This window comes from Kangiella sp. (assembly GCF_014762745.1).
Classification (GTDB): domain Bacteria; phylum Pseudomonadota; class Gammaproteobacteria; order Enterobacterales; family Kangiellaceae; genus Kangiella.
Genome location: NZ_JABURJ010000100.1, coordinates 1 through 17,513, shown reverse-complemented (window position 1 = coordinate 17,513; position 17,513 = coordinate 1). Strand labels below are relative to the sequence as shown.

Here is a 17,513-nt window from a genome sequence, read left to right as displayed (position 1 = left end):
CTTTAGTTCTGGCTCGTTACTGTTCTACAGGGCCGAAAGTCACCCCTGCCAACTGAAACTATAACGTCCGTTCACACCCTCGTCATTTGGGATGCGCCGCAGATTATTCCCTATATTGATAGCATCAATCAAGTTTTGTGGCGAAGTTAACACTCTCACTTCAAACAATACAGCATCGTCTTTAACCTGCAAGACCTTAACCGACTCCGTCATACCAAGGTTTGCTAAATAGTTACGCGCCCCAGCATAAGCCTCGAGTTCATAGATATTGTTCACATAAATCTCTACTGCCAACACTTCTCCAGAAAGCACCACCGCCAGGCGAGCGGCTAATTTATTGGCGACCTGATCAACCAGATCGGCAATCACATCTTGCTTGCTGGAAGCTGAGCTGGAAAGGTTCTCAACCGTTCCACCCAAATCCATCGACCAACGACCAAACCACTGGCCGGCACTTTGCGACAATTGCCCCACCACCACATAGTCAGCGTTATAGCGCTCGGAGGCTCTGTTAATGGGGCCAACAAAACGTCCCCAGATATCGCCCACTGTAACCTGCGACTTATCTTCCAGATCCATCATGGGTAGCATAATCGGCAGGCCTCGGCGACTGGCAGCTCGATTCAAGGCGATAGTCACCGAATCGTTAGCGTCAGTGGCTACGCGGCGGTTGCCGTTTTCCTCAACCGCGATCCAGAAAGTGCCAGATGGGCGATTCTCAGACCAGACTGGCAAAGAAGCATCCTGCAAAATTTTCTTCACCGCCAGACTGTCAAAAGTCGCAACCAGTAGCAGCGGTCTTTCATAAACCATCTGTTCAGCCGCACTTAAACGCTTGTAGGAATATTGACGCATATAATCTTGCGCATTCGGCAAAACCTCTCGAATCTGAGAGTTATTAACTACATCTTTGCTACCACTGACACGAACCAGCACCTCAGCAAAAGCATTTTGCATCGCTTTTTGACGAACATCAGTGGACTGATTTTCAACCGGCCAGCTGGCCGAATACAGATCGGTAACACGCTCAGCCTTGACGGGCGCAATGAAAAAACCCGTGAACAAAACAAAAAGGAGTGATGCGCAGTAAGAACTTTGTTTTACAAGACATTTCATGAATCTAAGTTCCTGTTTTAATTATCTTTTAGTCGCCCGGACCATTGAAAAACTGTGTCAAAGACAGGCAATGGGCTTTATCCCAACAATTTGGGCATTTTATCAGTTTTTATCAATCACGCCAGGCAATTAGCCCAGATACAGCCCTTCGTTCTTTAATAGTTCAGGTTAAGTCACTTTTTTGCAATGGAATGCTCGCCTGCAGTTACCTATAATAGCGACACCTCACCCGCTCGCGAATCAAGGCAGAGCGCTAATCTGATAAAAGACAAGGGCAATGGCAAAAGATAACTCGCAACAAACTCCGCATCCCGAAAATGTATTGGAACATGCTGAAATTATCGTCACTGAGCAAAAAGTTGATAGCGCGATCCGTAAACTGGCCGAGCAAATTAACGCTCAGCAATACTCTAGCCCATTGCAGCTCTTCTGCATCATGAATGGAGGTCTCTACTTTGCCGGCCAGCTATTACGCCTGTTAACCATTCCGGTTTCCGTCAGTTATCTGCACGCCACTCGTTATGGCGATAAAACGCAAGGTCAGGAACTGGAGTGGCTGGTGAAACCCAAAGCTGAGGACATCCATAACCATCATGTCATGCTGCTGGATGATATTTTTGACGAAGGCATTACTCTAGAAGCCATCGCCAAAGAGTGCCAGAGCTTTAAACCCAAAAGTCTGCAATGCGCGGTGTTGGTAGATAAAGAGCATCAACGCAAACCCGAGTCAGGCTTTAAACCGGACTTTGCAGGACTTACGGTCACAGATCGCTATATTTTTGGTTGCGGTATGGATTACAAAGGCTTATGGCGCAACCTGCCGGCCATCTACGCTATTTAGTCACAATTATGAGGAACAATTCACACAACCTTCTTTGTTTTCCTCAAAAAGCAAAGATACGCTAATAAGTCACTGTTAATTCAGTTAGTATTCATTGTTGTGAGCTATTATGAATTCACGTTTTTGGGGAACCCGAGGAGAAATAGCATGAAAATATCGACCCCTTTTATGAAAACCCTTACTGTAGCAGTTGTTGCTGGCGTAATGGGTGTTGGTTGTACAACTCTTAATCCATACACTGGTGAAGAACAAACCAGTAAGACGGTTAAGTATGGCGCAATTGGTGCCATTACCTGTGGCTTGATTGGCGCAACCCGCGACAGTAAAAGTGCTCGTAACGCTGCTCTAGGTTGTGGTGCCATTGGTGCTGGTATCGGTGCCTACATGGACAGCCAGGAAGCGGAACTTCGCGAAGAATTGGCCGGAACTGGCGTTGGTGTTCAACGTGACGGTGATCAAATTCACCTAATCATGCCTGGTGATATTACTTTCCAGACTGACCGTTACGCTATCGACAGTGATTTTTACCCGGTATTAGATTCTGTAGCTAAAGTACTTTATAAGTTTAAAGACACCAACCTTGAAGTAGCAGGCTTTACTGACTCAGTCGGTAGTGACTCATACAATCAGGAATTATCGGAAAAACGTGCTAATAGCGTAGCTTCATACCTGCGTCAGCGTGAAATCCCTGATAACCGCCTGCGTGTTGTAGGTTACGGTGAACGTTATCCAGTAGCTCCGAATGAAACGGAAGCTGGACGTGCAAAAAACCGTCGTGTTGAGCTAACTATTACCCCCGATCCACAAAACTAAGTGGTTCAGAGTTATAAAAAAGCGGCTTCGGCCGCTTTTTCTTTGCCTGCATGCAATTTAGTTACTGCTTTTTTAAGAGCACTCCTTTCTATCAATAGCCGCATCTAGTAAAATTAGCGCAATTTTTGACGGCCACTTTTTTCTAGGAATTCAAATGAGCGACAAACAATCCCTGAGCTATAAAGACGCAGGTGTGGATATCGATGCAGGCAACGCCCTGGTAGACCGAATTAAAGACGTCTGCAAGAAAACTTACCGACCTGAAGTCATGGGCAACATCGGTGGCTTTGGCGCCCTGTTCGACTTGCCGTCAGGCTATGAAGAGCCTGCTCTTGTTGCTGGTACTGATGGTGTAGGCACAAAACTGCGTCTTGCTTTGAACCTGAAAAAGCATGACACCGTTGGGATTGATCTGGTTGCCATGTGCGTTAATGACCTGGTTGTTCAGGGTGCAGAACCGCTTTTCTTCCTTGATTACTACGCCACAGGCAAACTGGACGTTGATATTGCCGCTGACGTCGTTACCGGTATTGCCAAAGGCTGCGAAATCTCAGGCTGCTCATTAATTGGTGGCGAAACCGCTGAAATGCCAGGCATGTATGAAGGCGACGATTACGACTTGGCGGGCTTCTGCGTGGGCATCGTTGATAAGAAAAAAATCATTGATGGTAGTAAGGTTAAATCTGGCGATGTGCTCCTTGGCCTTGCTTCAAGCGGCCCTCACTCAAATGGCTATTCATTGATCCGCAAGATTCTTGAAGTCAGCGGTGCTGACGTCAATGCCGAATTTGAAAATGGCAAAACCTTAGGTGAAACCCTATTAGAGCCAACCCGAATTTACGTTAAACCACTGCTTCGCCTGTTCAAAGAAGTTGAGGTTAAAGCCATTTCGCATATCACTGGTGGTGGTCTACAAGAGAACCTGCCACGCGTTATGCCTAAAACATCCAAGGCCATGATCAACACCAGCGCCTGGCAGATGCCAAAAATCTTCCAATGGCTGCAAGCCGAAGGCAATGTTGATCGTCATGAAATGCATCGCACTTTCAACTGCGGTATCGGCATGGTGCTTGTGGTCAGCAAGGAAAATGCAGAAAGAGCTTCCGACCTCTTACAAACCCTGGGTGAAACCGTTTATAACATTGGTCATATCGCTGCCCGCGATGGTGATGAGGAACAAGTGGTTCTCTAAGCCAGTTTGCGATTATGCCCAACATTGTTGTTCTCATTTCCGGCAACGGAAGTAATCTTCAGGCCATTATTGATAGCGTCCAAACTGGCGCTATCAATGGCCGTATCTCTGCAGTTATCAGTAATAAGCCTGACGTTTTTGGCCTTGAGCGCGCTGCCCATGCCAACATTCCAGCCATTGCTGTCGACCATACTCAATTTGCAGACCGCTCTGAGTTTGAGCAGGCATTAACCCAGACCATTGATCAATACCAGCCCGATCTGGTTGTATTGGCTGGATTTATGCGTATTCTTAGTTCAGAGTTTGTTCAGCATTACCTTGGCAAAATGCTGAACATCCATCCGTCTTTATTACCCAAATATCCCGGACTCAATACTCACAGACGAGTCCTGGAAAATGGTGATAAGGAACACGGCACCAGTGTACACTTTGTGACTGCTGAGCTGGATGGCGGGCCAATCATTGCACAACGGAGTATTCATGTTACAGCAGACGATACTGAAGAAAGCTTACAGCAGAAAATTCAACAGCAGGAACACCAGCTATACCCCGAAGTGGTCAGCTGGTTCTGCAATGGTCGCCTGCAATTCAAGGACGGCCAAGCCTGGCTCGATCAAGACCCTATTACAGCTTCTTAACCCTTTCAGAGCTCTGTTTTCAGGCGCCCTGCTGCTACTGTTTATTAGCCTATTCTCAGCAACATCAGTTGCACAGGATGCTGAACCCACCAATCAGGAAGAGCATCTGAAGGCGGTCAAAGCCTACTCCGTCCAATATGACGTCATGCATGATGGCGATAAGCTGGGTACTGCCAAACGCAAGCTGGAGCGGTTGAGCAATGGTCAGTGGCAGGCTTCGATGGAGTCTAAAATTCGTTATTACCTGCTTTCCGATAAGCGTCGGGAAACCAGTCGCTTTGAAGTTGTCGATGGCATGATCCGTCCGCTTCATTACCAAAGCTTCGCAGATACCAGCTTTCGTTCCGACCGTATCCTGATCCAGAAGTTTGACTGGGATGCCATGCGCGAGCAGGGTTCGTATGAAGACAGAAAATGGGACATGCAGCTAAGCGAAGGTTTACTCGACCCTTTAACAGAGGTTTTGGCTGTTCGCGAAAACCTGATGGCTCAGAAACCGCTGCAACCGATTGATATCAGTTATAGGGGCGGTGTTCGTCACCATGAATTTAAAGTCATGGGTGAAGAAACCCTGAAAACCAAGCAAGGCGATATTCGCACCGCTAAATTACAGCTGGTGGAAAAAGATGGTACTCGTATCACTAACTTCTGGTTCGCCATAGAGCATGAAATGCTACTAGTGCAGATTCAGCGTATTAAAGATGGCGAAGAAGAAGCAAAACTTGTAGCAACCAATTGGAAACTTTAAGGAAGAATATGATGCTCAAGAAAATTGTTGTTTTGAGTTTATTGGCGATCTCGAGTCAAACTGGGCTGGCAAGCAATTATGCTCAAGATGATGCATTGAGTATTGATAAGGCGATTACCAGCGATATCGACTTTCAATTTCCCAATGACAATAACATCTATCCTGACACTAGCGATTTCGAGGTAGTGAATTACGTAACGATGAGCAATGAACAAGGTGCTCGTCGAGTAACGGTTACCCTTCTTAATACATCAAGCGGCAACCGCATCTTTGTCAGTAAACAGATTATGGCCTTGTTCGCCAACGGTGATCGATTAAGCCCTGTCGAGAGAAAAGTGACTTTCAAGGGCAGGGAAACCCAAACCATCACCTTAAGTTTTGGCACACACCATTATCCGATTTTGAGTGTTTACACTCGCCAATAAGCTCAGTCACTCCACATAAAAAGCCCAATAAAAAAGCCAAAGACATGACATCTTTGGCTTTTTTTTGTAGCTGAACTCTGAACTAGGTTTTTGGAAGAGTCACTCCGCGCTGGCCCTGATATTTGCCACCGCGATCTTTATATGAGGTTTCACACACTTCGTCTGATTCATAGAACAACATCTGCGCCACACCTTCGTTAGCATAAATCTTCGCAGGAAGTGGTGTCGTGTTGGAAAACTCGAGTGTCACATGCCCTTCCCACTCAGGCTCCAGCGGCGTCACGTTAACGATAATACCGCAACGTGCATAAGTGGATTTACCCAAACACACCGTTAAAACGTTGCGAGGAATACGGAAATACTCAATAGTACGCGCCAATGCGAATGAGTTAGGCGGGATAATACAAACGTCACTTTTCACATCAACAAAACTGTTCTCATCGAATGCCTTGGGATCAACAATTGCTGAGTTGATATTGGTGAAAATCTTGAACTCATCAGAGCAACGCACATCATAGCCATAGCTTGACGTTCCATAAGACACAATACGGTGATCGCCGTTGTAACGAACCTGACCCGGCTCAAACGGTTCAATCATTCCCTCATTTTCCGCCATTCTGCGGATCCACTTGTCTGCTTTAATTGTCATAGTCGTTTCTCTTTAATTTCTAATTCTTAGCCAACTTCTTTTAGTTTCGGCTTATTCGAATATTATCAATTGTTATCAATGGTAATGGTTGGAAAGTCCGCTCTAAACTCTTTCTCTTGTAACGACAATTTAGCAGCAATGCGTTGCGCTATGTCAAGATACAAGTGACTTTCTGCACTCGATGGATCAGCAACTACGGTTGGTTCGCCGCTATCTGCCTGCTCACGAATGGATAAAGCCAATGGCAAGCTACCCAATAATTCAACGCCAATTTCCTGCGCCAGCTTGTCGCCACCGCCAGCGCCAAAGATATGCTCCTGATGACCACAGTTAGAACAAGTGTGCATGGCCATGTTTTCGACCACACCAAGAACCGGCACTGAAACCTTATTAAACATGGTCACGGCTTTGCGCGCATCGGCCAGTGCAATATCCTGCGGCGTGGTTACAACCACCGCTGCTGTGACTGGGATCTTCTGCGCCATAGTTAACTGAATATCACCTGTGCCCGGTGGCAAGTCGATAATTAGATAATCCAGATCACGCCATTGGGTATCGTTGATCAGCTGCTGTAGCGCCCCGCTGGCCATTGGCCCACGCCATACCATCGCCTGCTCCGGCTTTACCAGATAACCAATCGACATGGATTGCAGCCCATGATTTTCAACTGGCAGAATGGTCTTTTTATCGGTGCTTTCAGGATGCTTGCCCTGTAAACCGAGCATAATCGGAATACTTGGGCCATAGATATCAGCATCTAAAATGCCGACATTAGCGCCCAAATGACTTAAAGCTAACGCCAGATTCACCGAAGTAGTCGATTTACCAACGCCACCTTTGCCAGATGCCACTGCAATAATATTCTTGATATCAGGCATGGCCTGTACTTTAGCGGGATGAGCATGGGCTTCTACGCGCCAGGAAACCTTGGCTTGCACCTCAATCTCAGGAAACTGTGCTTTAAGGTATTCAACCACCTCACGCTCTAATTCCTGCTGATAATCGCCCAAAGGAAAACCCAACTTGATGGTCAAATTGACCTTATTACCATCAATATCGGTCTTTTTAACGGCTTTGGCGCTGATTAAATCGGTATTTAATTGACTGAGCTTCAGTTGGCTCAGGGTATCGAGGATCTGCTGTTCAGTGAGCATTGTGCTTATCTGTCCGGCTTATTTAAAAAGTGGCTCAAAGTCTAAGTCTTTTAGGGCCGAAAACCAACCCAGATCATGAGATTTGAGCGAATTAGTTAATGAAAATTTGACCCAAAACAAGTAGTATTCACGGCTAAGTAAATAATTCTTAAAGTTAATTTCAGGACTCTATTTCAATATGAGCTCACAACGCAAAATTCTTGTAACCAGCGCCCTTCCCTATGCCAATGGTGATATCCATATCGGCCACCTGCTGGAATACGTGCAAACCGATATCTGGGTTCGCTTCCAGAAGTCTCGCGGCCATCAGTGCATCTATGTCTGCGCCGACGACACCCACGGCACCCCAGTAATGTTACGTGCACAAAAAGAAGGCAAAACACCCGAAGACTTCATCAAAGAAAGTCATCAGGCGCATGCTCAGGATTTTGCGGATTGCCTGATTGGTTTTGACAATTTCCACAGCACCCACAGCCCAGAGTCGAAAGAACTGACCCAAGGCATCTATCTCAAGCTAAAAGAAAATGGTCACATCAGCTCTAAGACCATTAATCAGCTGTTTGACCCTGAGAAAGAAATGTTCCTGCCGGATCGCTTCGTAAAAGGCACCTGCCCAAAATGTGGCTCGGAAGATCAATACGGCGATAACTGCGACTCCTGTGGCGCGACTTATAGTCCAACAGAGCTGAAGAATCCAAAATCAGCAGTATCTGGCGCAACACCAGTCCTCAAAGAATCAGAGCACTTTTTCTTTGACCTGAAAGGCTTCGAAGGATTCTTGCGCGAATGGTTGGGGACAGAGGGGCACGTTCAACCAGAAGTGCAGAACAAAATGAACGAGTGGCTGGATGATTTGCGTCAATGGGATATTTCTCGTGATGCGCCTTATTTCGGCTGGGAAATCCCAGGTGAGAAAGGCAAATACTTCTACGTCTGGCTGGATGCACCAATTGGTTATATGGCCAGCTTTAAAAACTTATGCGATAAGCGTGATGATTTGAGCTTTGATGACTTCTGGGGTAAAGACAGCGACGCTGAAGTTTATCACTTCATCGGTAAAGACATTATTTATTTCCATACCCTGTTCTGGCCATCAGTATTAGAAGGTGCGGGCTACCGCACGCCGAGCGCAGTCTGGGCACACGGTTTTGTAACCGTCAATGGTCAGAAGATGTCAAAATCCAAAGGCACCTTCATCAAGGCACGCACTTACCTCAACCATTTCCGCCCTGAGTTTCTGCGCTATTACTATGCGGCAAAACTATCCAACCGCATTGATGATTTCGACTTAAACCTTGAAGATTTTGTGCAACGCGTTAACTCCGATCTGGTCGGTAAACTGGTCAATATCGCCAGCCGTTGCGCAGGTTTCATTACCAAGCAGTTTGATGGCAAATTAAGCGACAGCATTATTGAGCCGGAACTGATTAAAGAGTTTACTGCGGCATCGGAAGAATTAGCCCAGCATTATGAAAACCGCGACTTTGGCCGTGCGGTCAAACAGATTATGGCGCTGGCAGACAAAGCCAACGCCTATATTGCTAATGAAGAGCCTTGGAAACTGGTCAAAAGTGATGAAACCAAAGAGCGCGCCCATCAGGTGTGCAGCCTTGGCATCAATATGTTCAAAATTCTGACCGCTTACCTCGCGCCAGTACTGCCCGAATTAGCAGGTAAAGTACAAGACTTCCTGAAACTGGATAACTTGAACTGGGCGAGCGCTCAAGATGTCTTAACAGATTACGAAATCAACAAATTCAAGCCTATGATGCAACGCATTGATATGAAACAGGTCGAAGCTATGATTGAAGATTCAAAAGAAGACTTAGAAGCGGAACCAAAACCTGAAGCTCAACTGGATGATCCGATTAAAGACGAAATTCAGTTCGGTGATTTTGACAAGATTGATTTGCGTATCGCTAAAATTGCCAAAGCCGAGCATGTTGAAGGTGCTGATAAATTACTGAAGTTACAATTAGACTTAGGTAACGGCGTCACCAAGCAAGTCTTTGCTGGCATCAAAGCCGCTTACGACCCAGCTGACTTACAAGGCAAGCTAACCGTAATGGTTGCTAACCTTGCGCCACGTAAGATGAAATTTGGTATGTCAGAAGGTATGGTATTGGCAGCTGGCCCAGGTGGTAAAGATCTCTGGATCCTGAATCCAGACGAAGGTGCCCAACCAGGCATGCGGGTAAAGTAGTGAGAGAGCAATAACAGGATTGATCATGACAGTAGCAGCAACAGAAACATTACAAACTGGTGAAACTCAAGAGGTGGTCACCACCTTTGCCAGTTATGGTTTAACCTGGCTCATCTACATTGGGCTGGTTTTACTGATGGTTGGCATCGTCTGGTATGCCATTCGTAAATGGCACTTCGCCATTAAGTGGTTTATCAGCTCCGTTATACTGGCCGGCGCACTCACTCCCGGCCATCCTGTAGATTATGCCGAAACCTACTCACCGCTAGTATTAAACTCCGTAGTGCTACTGTTTGATGGCGACAGCGCAGGCTTTATGGCAGGCGTTAAAACCATTATCTGGGTGTTCATAACTATTTTTGTAGTAGGGCTTGGCGCATGGTTCGGCTTTAAATTTTGGCGAAAGAAACAGGGTCAAAATAACAACAAAGCCACAAGTCAGAAACCCACAGAGAAACCAGAAAGCAAAAAAATGGCAACACCTATTGAGCCTTCTCTAGGTGACGAATCTACCACAAATGAACAAGCCTCTGAAAAGCCCTCCCATTCAGATAAACCATAAATTTTCAGCCATTAAAAATGGCGAACCCAGTTCGCCCCTACTTCCAAATCAATCTAGGTAAATCTTTGCAGGGACAACTCATGAGTTGTCCCTACGCGTCAGGGATATTCTCTTTTGCAAACCAGTGTGCAATCTTCTTATCCAGCTTTTCCTGCTTAGGAAGTTTTTTCGCCGGCACCAATGACCATTCAAGCCAGCCTTTTTCAGGTTTTAAATCTTTAGGTATGTCAGCCTCATGCTTCATGAATTGCTCAATGCAGTACAGAATATCTCTGTTGTGCGATAAGTCAGGAGGAATGTAGCAACCGATACGAATGCGCATACCTCGCTTCAGTTTCCCTTCTTCATCATAAACTTTGCCCGGGCGGTAAAGACTCACGATCAAGGGGCCACCTAATTGCTCCATGCTCGCCGAGAAAGTTTTACACTCTGGATTTAATTGCTCAAACCGAGCAGCGTAGAATCGAAACCACTGCCTTGTATAAACTAAGCCATTCTTTCGGTCCACTCGAATAGGCGGTCCAGCTGGCCAAAAAAGGATTAACAGCCAAGGCAGAGCTGTGATAGCCATGCTTCCATAGATGAAGCCAAAGTCAGAATAGAATCGCTTGGACATATTATTAAAGTATGTTTGGTAACTGGGCATTGTATGCCCCCGAAACTCATACCCTGGGCGCATATCTTCATAGCTCTCTTTAATAACATCTTCATAATTGAAAACAGAAGTTCTTTTATCTATAAAATCTTCGTCCATAAAGTTATACCAAAAAGCCGGAATAAGCAGACAAAAACCAATAATATAAAGGTTAAGTCTTTGAAACAGAATGGCAAAACGTTTTAGTTCAAAACTGTTCTTATTGTAGCGTTTAATGGATTTTGCTATTAGTTCAAAATAATTCATATTACCTATCATACTGACTATATGTGAGTGAGGTGCTTGGTAGTTTCTTAGCAGTACCGTATGGATCTCGATACTCTACTGAAACAGACAGGCCTAAGTTTTTATTTCTGACCAGATGCGAGATATCGACCGAAGCTACAGGCTCATGGACAGACATACGAAACGGGACATTGGAATGGTTATTGTATCTGAGCCCTGGGCTGTAATTACTAGGTGTTACCTGATACATCTCTCTTACGGAAATATTAACTTCAGGAGGGTTACCCGCCTCATGATACCTTGGTAAAAATAGCTGAAAAGACTTGCTCTTATTATCTACACTCACAAGTCTTGGTTGAAGGAACAAATCTTGAAAGGCGCGCATTTCACTTTCTAATAATCTTTTAGTTTTTGCAAAGTCCGGATCTTCTGGATTCGAAAGAGAAGTAGATATTCTAATTAACTCAGCAATTTCTCTTCGAGGGTTCTTCTCACCCCAATAATAATCAGACTTGCCCCAGAAACTTTTATAAGCCCACTCTTCAATAGGATTTAGTGAGCCAAACCATTCAGTTATTAAACCTGCAGCTATTAAAAAGATCGCTATACCAACACCAATAGGGCCAATAAGTGCACCTGCCAGCAGTAGCGTTGAGCCAAATGCGGCCATGGTATTGCCATACCCCTGTGCTTTATTGCCTGTCTTGAAGCCTTCGTAGGCTGTGAACGCGGTGAGTACCACACCTATTCCACCCAAAGCTTTACCTGCCAGTTGTGAAACTCTAGGTCCAGAAATTGCACCTACTTTTATTTTTGAAGCAAAGTTACCTAGCTGCTTTAAGGTTTTATTTTTGCCAAGTTCAGAGTACAGCTTATTTGCAATACCTTTAGAGGATGTCCTGACAAAGTTTCCATTTGCGTAGGTTTGTCTGCATTCGTAAATATCGTTAATAAGCGATCCGGTTAAAACAATGGAATTAAGAACTGTGTTCTGGGCGATTTTTCCGAGAGTTGTTTTTGCATTATTATTCTTATGATTTTCTACTAAAAAGAACAATCCTGAAAAGTTTAGAAATGCCGATAACCCAGCCATACTAACTCTTGTATCAACCTGAGAAAGAGCTTTCTCCTGAAAACCACTGGAAGGATAAAACTCACCCTCTATTGTCACGTATTGAAGATCAATGGTATTCATACTGGTAGTACTGTTTATGGTCTTTCCTAGACTCTGTTGATACCCAATTACATTAGAGCTTTCATGAGAGATATTGGTTTTACCCGCGCTAAAAGGACTATCTGCGGATAACTGCCCAAAACTTCCGGACTTGATAATTTCTTCAACCTCATCAACTTTGACTGGCCTGTGAGCAACGCCATCTATACCATAAAGTTGCTTCAGGATGTTCATAAACTTTTGGTTGGAATATTGAAATTGTAGCTTCCCAAGTTCGGAACCATTAACCTTCAGGAAAGAGTCAAAAGACTCGGCAGCGGCTAAAGCCGAATTAAGATTTTCTTGTACACCGGTCTTTACCGCCACGGCAATTTTCCACCAAGCATTCAGGTACTGATCGATTGTCTTAGATATCTTTGCGTTACCACCAGTACCTGCGATGGTTTTCATTTGATATTCCGAGCCGGCAACAGTATTGCCAACTCCTAAAAACAATTGATTCAAAGTATTCGATGCATAGGTTATTAACTCAAAATCATGCTCTTTTGATGTCCCGCTTATCATAGAAAGTATGGCATCAAGCTGATGGTTGATGGCCCAAGCCTGACCAAACGTCAGAGCCTCCTGATGAGCTATTAATAAACGCCTGTTGATAGCACTAAACAGATTCTCACTATCCAGTAGCTCTTGCCAGATGGTTTCTTCGACAACAATATCATCGTAAATAAAATCTTTTATAAAGTTAGCATCGTCGATTGTATCTTTTATTTGAGTAATGGCTTTTGCTGTCGTGAGTGGGTACTGATGAGCAAGACTGAAAGCTGTGCTTTCATTGTCATTTTTATGAATGCGCTCATTAATATCCAGCACTCGACCAACTGGATCATGCAGGGCGACGATGCGAGAAGTTTCCTGTTCTTTTACACAGCTGAGTACATCATTAGCATTTTGTGGGTAGACTCCAGTGTGGCAGTCTGCGTAGTCGGTCAGGAATGAGCTAAGTGAAAATAACTCCTGCTTAAAATCGATGACGTGGTTTTCAAGCTCACTGAGCGGTAAGGTGAAGTCGGTTTGCTCAGGTGCTAAATCGATTGGCACCATTAGCTTTTTACGAAACTCGGCATCAACTTCTGCCTGCTCGAAAAACTTGGCTGGCCAGCGATGTTCGCTGTAGGCCATTTCGATTTTAGTAACTTGTTTAGGGACGTATACGTAAGGATAAACTTTTGAATTATTGAAACCCCAGCGACCTGCTGCATAGCCATCAAGCCAGGTGTATTGTCTGAAGGAATAGTTAACCCCGACATAAGGATCGGTATCTGGATTGCGAATCGAGAATGGTATCTGCCCATGCTCTTCTAAAACGGGTGAATTAAAATCATTGAGCTGCGACTGATAGCGAAATACCATCCAGTAGCCATTAGCCGCTTCCGTGCGGCTAGCCACATCTTCTATTTCATTGGGCACAAAAATATAAATATACCCCTGACGGATTCTGCGTAATTCATGATCGCCCGTATCAAGAATATTGGTTTCAGGCGATATAGCGCGAGGCCTTTGAGAAACCACTGTTAGCACACTGGGCTTGATAGCAAAACGTACCGGAAAGATGGCGCGGATGCCCTTCTCACAGGGTAATACAGGGTCTATGGCGGATTGCGTTGCTGAAAAATTTTCTCTTCCCATGATAATTATTCTTCCTCTTGATTCATGCGGTAGGTGTTAATGGCATTTTTTAGAATCTGATGAAGCTCTTTGGCTTTTTCCAGGTCGGCATCATCTTTTGCCGCTAAATATTTATTAACTTCTGACAGATTTAGATCGAAATGGTGGGCCAGCGTTTGGCTGAATGCAAAGTCATAAATGGCTCTTTCTGTAGTGTATCCAAACCTTAATGCTTCTTCGCACCAGGTCTCGATTAAATCTCTGCTGAGCTCACTGATAACGTACGGCTCTTCTATAAGCTCAGTCTTTAGATCCTGGTATATTGCATTTTTAATGCCCATCCAACGACTTTGCATCATCCAGCTTCTTTCAATGTTTGATAACTGGATTGAACTCTGCTCAATCAGTTGCTCGCAATTCTGCAAACCAATCGCTAAAAACTCATTGCCCTGATTTGCTTCCATAACAATTCTATTAATCAGAGCCTGTCCCTGCTTTACCCCGAACCACTTGGCTACTCTGGCTTTATCGCCAGCCATCCACCTGAAGTAGTCCTTTGCCACCCGCGGATCGTAATAGCGGAAAAAATACCAACGACCACTTTCGTCCTTTAGCTTGATAAATTTTTTGCAATGCCTGGCGAGAGTATCCAGATCGGCGTAACTTTGCAGAAAAATACCACAGCTCTTCCCCCAATATTGATTCAGCAAGTCTGTATGGAATGCAGGAATCTCGTCGCTCTCTATCTGCTCTTCAGTTAAGGTCAGATTAATTAAGTAAGGAGCGTAACTTTTCAGCTCTTTCTGCGGCTCGCCCGACAGCAACGGTTTAACACCAAGCTCGTCAGCTTTTGCCAGACTGAATACGCCATCAATCGCAGTCACCTGTGCCGCGTCGAGCAAAAAATAGGTATTGAGCTGTTTACCACTCGCTTCCTCTTTTGTAGAAGGAAACAGTACCGATTTCAATGAATCATCAATCCAAGGCTTTTTCCAGCTCGGAACCTTTAAGGCATTAAGGCTTAACTGAGTGGTCTCATTGCTAGCGATTGCCAGGTATGAAATCTGCTCAACATCATTTGTTGTGGTAGGTGTATCAGGTGAGTCAGAGATTGAAAAAGGTGAACTTCCGTGTTTCATAAGATCCTTGTGGGTAGGCTTTACAAAAACAAGGCGCATTCTATAGATTTAGCGGTTGGCAGGTAAGGCAAAGATGGGGCGAATGGCTCGCAGTGCGAACCAATTCTCATAATTTTTAGATATATCTTAGAGTTCACAAGTTGCTTTACAGAGTCCTTCTTCGAACGCACAGCTGATGGGTTACACTCAAAGAGCTAACCCATCCTATGAGAAACTGACAATACGTTAAGGGCTCGCTGTGTGGCCGCCCTTGATATACCGCAAAGCACCTCAACCCGAAGATTGTCATTCTGAATTTAATTCAGAATCTGCTCTTTCCTCTATTAAAAACTGGGTTACCAGTCCTGTCCGGGTATACAAAACTGTATTTCAACTTCCCTTAATACCCAGCCGCTTCCGCATTCGGTCTGCGCGGATCGGCGGAACCGTAAATGTAATCTTCAACCTGTATGGATTGAGTGCTGCCCATAGTGCTTGAGTCATACAGCTCGTAGCCTTTGGTTTTCAACAAATCACGCGTGTCATGATTAATCGCTGGCTCGACAAACAAGCGATCCGGCAGCCATTGATGATGAAAACGAGCGGTATGGGTTGCTTCGGCCACATTCATCTCGTGATCGACGACGTTGACCACCATTTGCAGCACAGTGGTAATAATTCGACTACCGCCCGGACTGCCGGTAACCAGCTTTACTTTGCCGTCCTTGAACACCATGGTTGGCGTCATCGAGCTTAAAGGACGCTTTTTAGGCTCAATGGCATTGGCCTCACCACCAATCAAACCATAGGCATTTGGCGTGCCGGGCTTGGCGGAAAAGTCATCCATTTCATTGTTGAGCAGAATCCCGGTGCCTTCGGCAACAATCCCAGAGCCATAGGAAAAGTTCAGGGTGTAGGTATTGGAAACCGCATTGCCCCATTGATCCACCACCGAAAAATGCGTGGTGTCTGGACTTTCGTATTTTGGCTTTGTACCAGCTTGAATGTCACTGGATGGCGTCACCTTATCCAGTTCAATGGTCTTGGCCAGCTTCTCGGCATACTCTTTGCTGGTTAGCCATTCTAAGGGCACGTCATAAAAATCGGTATCGCCAAGGTGCTTGCTTCGATCAGCATAAGCACGCTTCATGCTTTCGGTCATGACGTGGATAGAGTTGGCAGAATTAACGCCCATCTCTTTAATCGGGAAATGCTCAAGAATATTGAGCATTTGAATCAGGTGCACGCCACCAGAGCTAGACGGAGGCATGGTTACAATCTGGTGGCCGCGATAGTCGCCCGTTAATGGCTTGCGAACCACTGGCTTATAATTAGCAAGGTCTTCCAACGCAATCAGACCACCATGCCTTTCCATATCCGCAACGATTCGCTTAGCAATCTCGCCTTCATAAAAAGCTTTTGAACCGTGTTTCTGAAGTTGCTTCAGCGACCAGGCCAGATCAGGCTGCTTCAAGATTTCGCCGGCCTGATAGCTAGAGCCATCCTTTTTATAAAATGCTTTCTTAGTGGCTTCACTTTGCATACGCGTGCGACGACGCTCTAAATTGTTGGACAAATCCCAACTGACCTCAAAGCCATTCTCTGCCAAATCAATCGCCGGCTGAATAACCTCTTTCCAGTCCATTGTTCCGTATTGCTCCAAGGCTAATTCCATGCCCGCAACGGTTCCCGGCACACCTGCCGATAAATGGCTAAAACGTGCCTTTTGCGGATCAACATTACCATCCGCATCAAGAAAAAGATTACGATGCGCTTTAGCAGGCGCCATTTCACGATAATCAATCGCCACCGTTTCGTCTTTCTCGGCAAGGTGAATCAGCATAAAACCGCCACCGCCCAGGTTGCCTGCACGCGGCAGAACCACAGCCAAAGCTAGCGATGTCGCCACCGCAGCATCTACCGCATTACCGCCTTTCTTGAGAATATCACGGCCCACACGACTGGCGATATATTGCTGCGACACCACCATACCCTTTTCCGCAACCACTGGATGATGAATACTCTGATAATCAATAATAGCCGGCGCTTCTTTGTTTTCAGAGCTGGCATAGGCCGCAAAGCTCACCATAAAAGACAGTAGCAAGCTGGTAAAGGTATAGAAAACTGTACGAATCATAGTCATAACAAACGTTAAATCATTCAGAGGTGCGGTCAGTGTAAACCATATCAATATAAAGTCGAAGACTCAGTCCCATAGGTTAAAAAAATCACGAAGCAGTGCCAATTATAGATACCATCTCTCCCAGCCGACCTCAAGCTACTTGAGGTCGGTATTCGCTTTGATGTTTTAATACACCATAGCAAATTTGTACCA

General features: G+C 45.2%; 15 protein-coding genes. 8 read left to right on the top strand and 7 right to left on the bottom strand.

Annotation, left to right across the window (positions count from 1 at the left end):
* Positions 1–39: 39 nt before the first annotated feature.
* Positions 40–1,116: a DUF2066 domain-containing protein gene (locus HUJ19_RS07540; protein WP_290623105.1), complete on the bottom strand. Its 1,077-nt coding sequence runs from the start codon at positions 1,114–1,116 to the stop codon at positions 40–42.
* A 277-nt stretch (positions 1,117–1,393) separates the two neighbouring features.
* On the opposite strand from HUJ19_RS07540, the gene HUJ19_RS07535 reads away from it, so the two are divergent.
* The 6 genes from HUJ19_RS07535 (at position 1,394) to HUJ19_RS07510 (ending at position 5,773) form a co-directional block, all read left to right on the top strand.
* Entirely contained in the window at positions 1,394–1,957 is a 564-nt protein-coding gene (locus HUJ19_RS07535; RefSeq protein ID WP_290623104.1) for a hypoxanthine-guanine phosphoribosyltransferase, read from the top strand.
* A 147-nt stretch (positions 1,958–2,104) separates the two neighbouring features.
* Entirely contained in the window at positions 2,105–2,770 is a 666-nt protein-coding gene (locus HUJ19_RS07530; protein ID WP_290623103.1) for an OmpA family protein, read from the top strand.
* 154 nt (positions 2,771–2,924) lie between these two features.
* The gene (purM, locus tag HUJ19_RS07525) at positions 2,925–3,962 is read left to right on the top strand and encodes a phosphoribosylformylglycinamidine cyclo-ligase (protein ID WP_290623102.1); all 1,038 of its coding nucleotides are present in this window, start codon (positions 2,925–2,927) and stop codon (positions 3,960–3,962) included.
* A 14-nt stretch (positions 3,963–3,976) separates the two neighbouring features.
* The gene (gene purN / locus HUJ19_RS07520) at positions 3,977–4,600 is read left to right on the top strand and encodes a phosphoribosylglycinamide formyltransferase (RefSeq protein WP_290623101.1); all 624 of its coding nucleotides are present in this window, start codon (positions 3,977–3,979) and stop codon (positions 4,598–4,600) included.
* A complete protein-coding gene (locus tag HUJ19_RS07515) occupies positions 4,536–5,348 on the top strand; it encodes a DUF3108 domain-containing protein (RefSeq protein ID WP_290623100.1) in 813 nt (270 codons plus the stop codon). Before purN ends, HUJ19_RS07515 begins: the two co-directional genes overlap by 65 nt.
* 8 nt (positions 5,349–5,356) lie before the next feature.
* Positions 5,357–5,773 carry a hypothetical protein gene (locus HUJ19_RS07510; RefSeq protein WP_290623099.1) on the top strand — a complete coding sequence of 139 codons (417 nt, stop codon included), beginning with the start codon at positions 5,357–5,359 and terminating at the stop codon, positions 5,771–5,773.
* Positions 5,774–5,855: 82 nt separating this feature from the next.
* Here HUJ19_RS07510 and dcd read toward each other — a convergent pair whose 3' ends face one another.
* Positions 5,856–6,422 carry a dCTP deaminase gene (gene dcd, locus HUJ19_RS07505; RefSeq protein WP_018625615.1) on the bottom strand — a complete coding sequence of 189 codons (567 nt, stop codon included), beginning with the start codon at positions 6,420–6,422 and terminating at the stop codon, positions 5,856–5,858.
* A gap of 65 nt (positions 6,423–6,487) precedes the next feature.
* Positions 6,488–7,576: an iron-sulfur cluster carrier protein ApbC gene (apbC, locus tag HUJ19_RS07500; protein WP_290623098.1), complete on the bottom strand. Its 1,089-nt coding sequence runs from the start codon at positions 7,574–7,576 to the stop codon at positions 6,488–6,490.
* 178 nt (positions 7,577–7,754) lie between these two features.
* On the opposite strand from apbC, the gene metG reads away from it, so the two are divergent.
* Together metG and HUJ19_RS07490 are read left to right on the top strand one after the other, a co-directional pair.
* The gene (gene metG / locus HUJ19_RS07495; protein ID WP_290623097.1) at positions 7,755–9,779 is read left to right on the top strand and encodes a methionine--tRNA ligase; all 2,025 of its coding nucleotides are present in this window, start codon (positions 7,755–7,757) and stop codon (positions 9,777–9,779) included.
* Positions 9,780–9,804: 25 nt separating this feature from the next.
* Positions 9,805–10,341 (top strand): hypothetical protein, encoded by a 537-nt coding sequence (locus tag HUJ19_RS07490; protein WP_290623096.1) that lies wholly within the window; start codon positions 9,805–9,807, stop codon positions 10,339–10,341.
* Between the two features lie 91 nt (positions 10,342–10,432).
* Here the strand turns inward: HUJ19_RS07490 and HUJ19_RS07485 are convergent, their stop codons facing one another.
* From HUJ19_RS07485 to ggt, 4 genes are all read right to left on the bottom strand, one after another.
* A complete protein-coding gene (locus tag HUJ19_RS07485) occupies positions 10,433–11,242 on the bottom strand; it encodes a hypothetical protein (RefSeq protein WP_290623095.1) in 810 nt (269 codons plus the stop codon).
* Between the two features lies 1 nt (position 11,243).
* Positions 11,244–14,081: a toxin VasX gene (locus HUJ19_RS07480; RefSeq protein WP_290623094.1), complete on the bottom strand. Its 2,838-nt coding sequence runs from the start codon at positions 14,079–14,081 to the stop codon at positions 11,244–11,246.
* Positions 14,082–14,086: 5 nt separating this feature from the next.
* On the bottom strand, positions 14,087–15,199 hold the full coding sequence (locus tag HUJ19_RS07475; protein WP_290623093.1) for a DUF4123 domain-containing protein: 1,113 nt from the start codon (positions 15,197–15,199) through the stop codon (positions 14,087–14,089).
* A gap of 379 nt (positions 15,200–15,578) precedes the next feature.
* On the bottom strand, positions 15,579–17,321 hold the full coding sequence (ggt, locus tag HUJ19_RS07470; protein WP_290623092.1) for a gamma-glutamyltransferase: 1,743 nt from the start codon (positions 17,319–17,321) through the stop codon (positions 15,579–15,581).
* Between the last annotated feature and the right edge of the window lie 192 nt (positions 17,322–17,513).

Bases quoted from the DNA above. Each gene is read 5' to 3' on its own strand.
- HUJ19_RS07540 (WP_290623105.1), bottom strand. From the start codon at position 1,116: ATGAAATGTCTTGTAAAACAAAGTTCTTACTGCGCATCACTCCTTTTT.
- HUJ19_RS07535 (WP_290623104.1), top strand. From the start codon at position 1,394: ATGGCAAAAGATAACTCGCAACAAACTCCGCATCCCGAAAATGTATTG.
- HUJ19_RS07530 (WP_290623103.1), top strand. From the start codon at position 2,105: ATGAAAATATCGACCCCTTTTATGAAAACCCTTACTGTAGCAGTTGTT.
- purM (WP_290623102.1), top strand. From the start codon at position 2,925: ATGAGCGACAAACAATCCCTGAGCTATAAAGACGCAGGTGTGGATATC.
- purN (WP_290623101.1), top strand. From the start codon at position 3,977: ATGCCCAACATTGTTGTTCTCATTTCCGGCAACGGAAGTAATCTTCAG.
- HUJ19_RS07515 (WP_290623100.1), top strand. From the start codon at position 4,536: ATGGTCGCCTGCAATTCAAGGACGGCCAAGCCTGGCTCGATCAAGACC.
- HUJ19_RS07510 (WP_290623099.1), top strand. From the start codon at position 5,357: ATGATGCTCAAGAAAATTGTTGTTTTGAGTTTATTGGCGATCTCGAGT.
- dcd (WP_018625615.1), bottom strand. From the start codon at position 6,422: ATGACAATTAAAGCAGACAAGTGGATCCGCAGAATGGCGGAAAATGAG.
- apbC (WP_290623098.1), bottom strand. From the start codon at position 7,576: ATGCTCACTGAACAGCAGATCCTCGATACCCTGAGCCAACTGAAGCTC.
- metG (WP_290623097.1), top strand. From the start codon at position 7,755: ATGAGCTCACAACGCAAAATTCTTGTAACCAGCGCCCTTCCCTATGCC.
- HUJ19_RS07490 (WP_290623096.1), top strand. From the start codon at position 9,805: ATGACAGTAGCAGCAACAGAAACATTACAAACTGGTGAAACTCAAGAG.
- HUJ19_RS07485 (WP_290623095.1), bottom strand. From the start codon at position 11,242: ATGAATTATTTTGAACTAATAGCAAAATCCATTAAACGCTACAATAAG.
- HUJ19_RS07480 (WP_290623094.1), bottom strand. From the start codon at position 14,081: ATGGGAAGAGAAAATTTTTCAGCAACGCAATCCGCCATAGACCCTGTA.
- HUJ19_RS07475 (WP_290623093.1), bottom strand. From the start codon at position 15,199: ATGAAACACGGAAGTTCACCTTTTTCAATCTCTGACTCACCTGATACA.
- ggt (WP_290623092.1), bottom strand. From the start codon at position 17,321: ATGACTATGATTCGTACAGTTTTCTATACCTTTACCAGCTTGCTACTG.